Below are 6,283 nucleotides of genomic sequence, written 5' to 3'. Positions count from 1 at the left end.
GTAGAATACTTAATGATCGTTCATTCCAAATAAAGTGTAAAACAAATAGATGAATTAGTAAGGTTGTTTTATTGCAATCAAGCAAATTGAATGCATTTTTAGGTTATCTTAATATAAGATGACAATGTATTGCATCATCTAATGAAGAAAGAAGTGAATAAAGTGGACACATTATCAAATATAAAATTTTCAATATTAGATTTAGCGCAAATTACCGTTGGTGGTTCACCTGCCGAATCATTTCAACATTCGGTTGACCTTGCACAGCATGCAGAAAAGTGGGGGTATCATCGTTATTGGCTTGCTGAGCATCATAATATGCCAGGCATTGCAAGTTCAGCTACATCTGTTGTCATTGGTTATGTAGCGAATGCGACGAAAACGATTCGTGTTGGTTCAGGTGGAATTATGCTGCCTAATCATTCACCGCTTGTCATTGCGGAACAATTTGGTACACTAGAAGCAATGTATCCAGGAAGAATTGATTTAGGATTAGGGCGTGCACCAGGCAGTGATCAACAAACAGCAGTAGCTCTTAGACGCGACCCTCGCAATCAAGGGCAAGATTTTCCTGAACAATTAGCTGAGTTAAGGATGTATCTAGATCCTGCTTCGCGTAATAACCGCGTACGGGCGATTCCAGGGGAAGGACAAGACATTCCCATTTGGCTGCTTGGTTCGAGCGGCTTTAGTGCCGTGCTTGCAGCGGAACTTGGGTTACCTTTTTCATTCGCCAGCCATTTCTCACCGGAAAATATGCAATTGGCCCTTGCCAGGTATCGTCAATACTTTAAACCTTCTGAAGTGCTAGACGAGCCGCATGTGATGGTAGCTGTAAATGTGTATGCGGCAGATACAATGGAAGAAGCGCAGCGAATCGCGACTTCTCATCAACAGCAATTCCTAAATCTCATTCGTAATACACCTGGCCAATTACCACCACCTGTGGATTCAATGGAGAATCTTTGGTCAGAATATGAAAAAAGTCTCGTAACGAAGCAGTTACAAAATACGATTATTGGCACACATGAAGAAGTGAAAAAACGATTAGAAGATTTAGCGCAAAATACGAATGCAGACGAAATCATTATTGCTACAACAACTTACAATCATCAAGCACGTCTTCGTTCTTTTGAAATTGTAGCAGAAGTAGTAGGAATGAAATAAAATGAAAGAATTATTCATGAGAGTTCCAACGAATGTCTCATGGATGATTCATAAAAACGAATTAATTGTAATTATATTATGTTAACAAGAGGTATGTATGGAACAAAACTCATTATTTTTTCATTTTGCAAACGAACAGGGAATTAAACAACCGCTTTTTTTTACACACCCAAAGCAAATCGTCGAAACATCTAATCTAGATGAAGTGCTAACGAAAATGCTGGAAGTACAAGCTTTCGTAGATCAAGGGTATTATGCCGCGGGCTATGTTTCCTATGAAGCTGCACCAGCATTTGATTCGGCTTTTATGGTGAAGCAGGGGGAAAGAATGCCGCTGCTTTGGTTTGGTATTTTTGAACAACCCACTTTTTTGAAGGAGTACAATACTGGATCTTTTCAATTATCCAATTGGACTTCCAACACATCAAAAGAGCAATATGAGGCAGGCTTTACAAACATTAAAACAGAAATAAAAAAAGGCAATACTTATCAAGTGAACTATACCTTACGCTTACAAGCACAATTTGAAGGAGATGATTTTGCTTTTTATCAACAGTTAGAGAAGGCACAGAATTCGGATTACAGTGCTTATTTACATATAGGAGACTATCGAATTTTATCGGCATCACCGGAACTGTTTTTTCATTGGAGAGATGGTGTTATTACAACAAAACCAATGAAAGGAACGGTGAAAAGAGGTCTATTTCTAGAGCAGGATCGAGAACAAGCTAGTTGGCTGGCTGAATCGGCAAAAAACCAAGCGGAAAATGTCATGATTGTTGATTTATTACGAAATGATGTGAGTGTCATTGCAGAAAATGGATCGGTTCATGTTCCAGCATTGTTTGAAATTGAACAGTATCCAACTGTGTGGCAAATGACATCTACTGTGAAAGCAAAAACGAAGGAACATACAACGATTACTGATATTTTCAAAGCACTTTTTCCATGTGGTTCCATAACAGGAGCTCCGAAAATTAAGACGATGGACATTATTACACATGTTGAGGATTCCCCAAGAGAAGTATATTGTGGCGCTATTGGCTATATCACCCCTGAACGTGAGGCCATCTTTAATGTACCAATTCGCACCGTTTGGATTGATACAGAAACAGGACGTGCGGAATATGGGGCCGGTGGCGGAATTACCTGGGATTCGGTACTAAGCGAAGAATACGCAGAAGCGTTCTTAAAAGCAAAATTGTTAACGGAAGTTCGGCCTGACTTTCAACTCTTAGAGTCACTTCGATTAGAAAATGGTGAATATTATTTATTTCATCACCATATGAAAAGATTAATGGAAGCAGCTGAATATTTTCAATTTCCGATTGTCGAAGAAGATGTGACAAATGAGCTTCATCAATTTGCGAAGCAGCATTCGGATGGTTTATATAAAGTACGTTTAGTTGTTTCAAAAACAAACAAAGTAGAAGTTAGCGGGATGACAATTGAAGATACCTATTCTACAATTTCAATTAGATTGGCTGATTCTCCAATCAAGACAAATCATCCATTTGTTTATTTTAAAACGACAAATCGTCAAGCTTATGAAACATTTTCAAAACAAAATGTGTTTGATGTATTGCTTTGGAATGAAAACGAGGAAATCACTGAATTTACGAATGGAAATGTTGTCGTTAAATTGAATGGAAAATTGTACACTCCTCCTGTTGAATGTGGGTTGCTGGCAGGTACGTTCCGCAAGCAATTATTGCTTCAAAAAGAAATCGAGGAGAAAGTGATTACGAAGGCAGAGCTGCTAAAAGCTGAGGAGGTTTGGTTTATTAACAGCGTACGTAAATGGATACAGTGTGAAATAGTGTGATAGGGTGGGCTTTTAGACTTATCAAGTCTCAACTAACTTAAATATGATTCCAGCTTTAATAAATTCTCGGCTTCGTATTTTTTGTCGCAGTCGGATAAAGATTTGCTGTCATTTTTATAGTTGCATGACCAAGACGTTCACTTACAAACTTCATAACAGCACCACTTTCCAATCGCATCACAGCGTGTATATAACGCAACTTATGCAGGGGGAAAGTGGTGCTAATTTGTTTTCTCGAAAGATGGCTTTTTATATGGTGCTGTGGATTGTTGGCTCATTTGTGTGAGCCAACAATCGCATGATTAATAAGGTCATTTAACAAAGAGAGGATAGGTATTAGGTTTGCGATAAAACCTAAGAATTGAACTACTGTCCCTAAGCTTTTTATATGAATCACAATTCCTTTCGTGGAATTATAAAATATAGATGGCTAACTTAGCTTAGTGAATAATATGAAGCAAACATTATGATGTACAGGAAGGAGCGTAGTTAATGACGGACTTAAAATTAGACCAATCCAATCTAGATTGGTTAGAAGAAAGAACAATCATCTTATCTCCAACAGGAAGTTATGCCTATGGTACAAACACAGAAACATCAGATAAGGATTTTAAAGGGGTATGCATCCCTCCTATTGATTATTACTTGGGATTAGAATCTTTTAACGAATATAACACTACTGGAGGGAAGAACTTCCGCAACACGAAAGATGATGTCGATGTAAGTGTCATTCATATTAATAAATTCGTAAAAGATGCGATGAAAGGAGTTCCGAACAATATTGAAATTCTGTTCGTCCGACAAGAAGATTATCTAAAAGTTACTCCTTTAGGACAACTGCTTATTGATCATCGCCATTTGTTTTTATCTAAGCATATTCAAAAGAAATTCGGCGGCTATGCCTATTCCCAAATGCAAAAATTAAAAAGTAAACAATCTAATGAAACAGGGAGCCAAGATTTAATGGAGGAATTTAGATATGACCATAAATTTTTTATGCACAGTATTCGCCTTCTAACAAGTGCTATTGAGATATTAGAAACTGGAGATTACAGCACATACAGAAGCAATCGCCAACTTTTGTTAGATTGTAGAAACGGAAAATTCACTTTCAATGAAGCTTTGGACATGCTTAGAATGTATGATGATCAATTAAAAGTATCATGTGAAAAATCCACGCTTCCTCCAATACCTGATTATCATAGAATTAATGAATTGTTAATCGAGATTAATCAACAAGGGCTAGGGTTGAGATTATCTTAATAAACAGTAAGTTACGCTGATGTTAGCTCTATATCAATTTAGTTTAGTTTTCTGATATTTGTTCAATAAAACATCTAATGTTTGACTATATTTAATGGTATCGGGATGATTAAACCCTTTCGATATTCCGACAGTAATCATATGGGTTCTTAAACAATGAATGGCATCTTCTAAATGTTTAAGAGGTACAGATTTTGTATTCATAAATGAACTCCTATATCAATAAAAAGTAAAATTCAGTTAATATTTAACATTATATAATAATAATTACAAAAAAGATATTTTAAAATACGTTTATGCTAAGAAAAATTTCGATATTAGGACAAATCTTAAGTGTATTTTTGAAAATATTAATGGATATAGTAGAAGGGATTTAAGGGAAGAGTAAAAGGAAGGGCTATGATTTAGTTTTGGTCAAAAACACCATGTAACTAGTATACGGAAATGGATAAGGTGTGATTATGAGTAGAAGGAGTGAACGCGATGGCGATATGTCCATTATGTAATGCATTCAAGGAATTGGAAATGCATTGCACGTTATGTGGAACTTTATTAGATGACTCAGGAAAAGTATCTGACTTTTTAGATCCATACGGTCATTATAATGATGAAGAAACGGTAAAAATGGGAGATGGATATCCGAATACAGCAAGAGATCAAATTTGCCCTCACTTGATGTCTTGTAAATCATGCGGTCACGATCAAGTCGTTTTTATCCAAGAAGAATAACAAGTACTAAGTTATCTTTATACAGTACATAATCAGTTGAGCAACTTTCAAAACAGCCTTAGTGAGTTTGCTAATAATTTATGATTCCTTTATGGCCAACAACAAAGTTGGCTTTTTCTATTGCACTTATTATCCATAAAAAATACATACATAAGCAGAGAAATAGGTTTGAAACAAGTTATCCAGTCAGGCAATCGCCAAATCAACTTTACTAGTTAGATATACAAGCAAGTCTAAGGAATGAAACATATAAAAAATAGGAGGTGATTTAAATGCCAGTGTCGTTGCAAACTTTATTATACAGATCTGTTAAAAATATGGGGAGCGGTATCCATCCGGTTGTAAAAGAATCCGCACTTGAAATGATTAAACGAGCATATGAAGAAGGGATTTATGTACAAATCAGTGCGGGTTATCGTTCTATGGAGGAACAAGCAAAGTTATATGGTCAAGGACGCCTAGGATATAGCTATAACGGAAAAAATTATAGTAATATGTCTAAACCAAAAGTAACAAATGCTAAGCCTGGTCAGTCCTATCACAACTTTGGAGTGGCCATCGATTACTTCATTTCAAGTGATGATGGAAGACGAGGATTGTGGACAGTGAATGACCAATGGAGAAGGGTTGCAGAAATTGGGAAAGAATTAGGTTTTGATTGGGAAGGGGATTGGAAAAACTTCAAGGATTACCCACACCTTGAAATGGCAGGGGGCCTATCTTACTTTCAGTTACAATCCGGAAAACGCCCTAGTTTAACCTCTAAAGTGAGTGGGACCTATACTCCGCCAGAAAGAACAGTGAAATCGGAAGTCATCAAGAAGGAACCACTCTCTAAAAATAATGGAGATCCAATCATTAAAGCGATTCAGACAACATTAAATAGTCGATATAATACTAAATTAGATGTAGATGGTTTGTATAAAACTAAAATGAAAACAGCACTTATAAAAGGATTACAAACTGAACTTAATAAACAATTTAAGGCCGGGTTAGATGTAGATGGTAAATGGGGACCAAAAACAAAAGCAGCTGTTCGTAATGTACGTAAAGGGGCAAAAGGGAATATCACGTATATTGTACAAGCCATGTTATACATCAAAGACTATAATCCAAAAGGCGTAGACGGACATTTTGGAGACGGTACAGAAAGTACAGTGCGAGCATTTCAACGTGCGAATCGATTAGATGTAGATGGAATAGTTGGTAAGACTACTTTTGCAAAATTATTTGGAGCATAATGCAATTAGCTTACTATTTGATTTAAATTGGACACATTTTAGAATGTTTAGATGAAAC

The 6,283-nt window shown here is 36.3% G+C and carries 6 protein-coding genes; 5 read left to right on the top strand and 1 reads right to left on the bottom strand.

Annotated elements, in window-relative coordinates; translation table 11 throughout:
• Window positions 1–141 precede the first annotated feature (141 nt).
• The 3 genes from V7068_RS07340 (at window position 142) to V7068_RS07330 (ending at window position 4,255) form a co-directional block, all read left to right on the top strand.
• Window positions 142–1,167, top strand: coding sequence for an LLM class flavin-dependent oxidoreductase (locus tag V7068_RS07340; protein WP_499711888.1), 1,026 nt, complete (start codon window positions 142–144; stop codon window positions 1,165–1,167).
• Between the two features lie 97 nt (window positions 1,168–1,264).
• Window positions 1,265–2,992 (top strand): aminodeoxychorismate synthase component I, encoded by a 1,728-nt coding sequence (gene pabB, locus V7068_RS07335; RefSeq protein WP_499711887.1) that lies wholly within the window; start codon window positions 1,265–1,267, stop codon window positions 2,990–2,992.
• 492 nt (window positions 2,993–3,484) lie between these two features.
• Window positions 3,485–4,255: a nucleotidyltransferase domain-containing protein gene (locus tag V7068_RS07330; RefSeq protein ID WP_499711885.1), complete on the top strand. Its 771-nt coding sequence runs from the start codon at window positions 3,485–3,487 to the stop codon at window positions 4,253–4,255.
• A gap of 33 nt (window positions 4,256–4,288) precedes the next feature.
• On the opposite strand, the gene V7068_RS07325 is transcribed toward V7068_RS07330, so the two are convergent.
• A complete protein-coding gene (locus V7068_RS07325; RefSeq protein WP_119117834.1) occupies window positions 4,289–4,459 on the bottom strand; it encodes an aspartyl-phosphate phosphatase Spo0E family protein in 171 nt (56 codons plus the stop codon).
• Window positions 4,460–4,738: 279 nt separating this feature from the next.
• Here V7068_RS07325 and V7068_RS07320 point away from each other — a divergent pair, with 279 nt between their 5' ends.
• Window positions 4,739–4,984, top strand: coding sequence for a hypothetical protein (locus tag V7068_RS07320; protein WP_252286083.1), 246 nt, complete (start codon window positions 4,739–4,741; stop codon window positions 4,982–4,984).
• A gap of 272 nt (window positions 4,985–5,256) precedes the next feature.
• Window positions 5,257–6,225, top strand: coding sequence for a peptidoglycan-binding protein (locus V7068_RS07315; RefSeq protein WP_499711882.1), 969 nt, complete (start codon window positions 5,257–5,259; stop codon window positions 6,223–6,225).
• Window positions 6,226–6,283: the final 58 nt, after the last annotated feature.

Source organism: Bacillus sp. JJ634, assembly GCF_036962285.1.
Taxonomy (GTDB): Bacteria; Bacillota; Bacilli; order Bacillales; family DSM-1321; genus Peribacillus; species Peribacillus asahii_A.
This window is presented reverse-complemented; position numbering and strand designations above follow the sequence as displayed.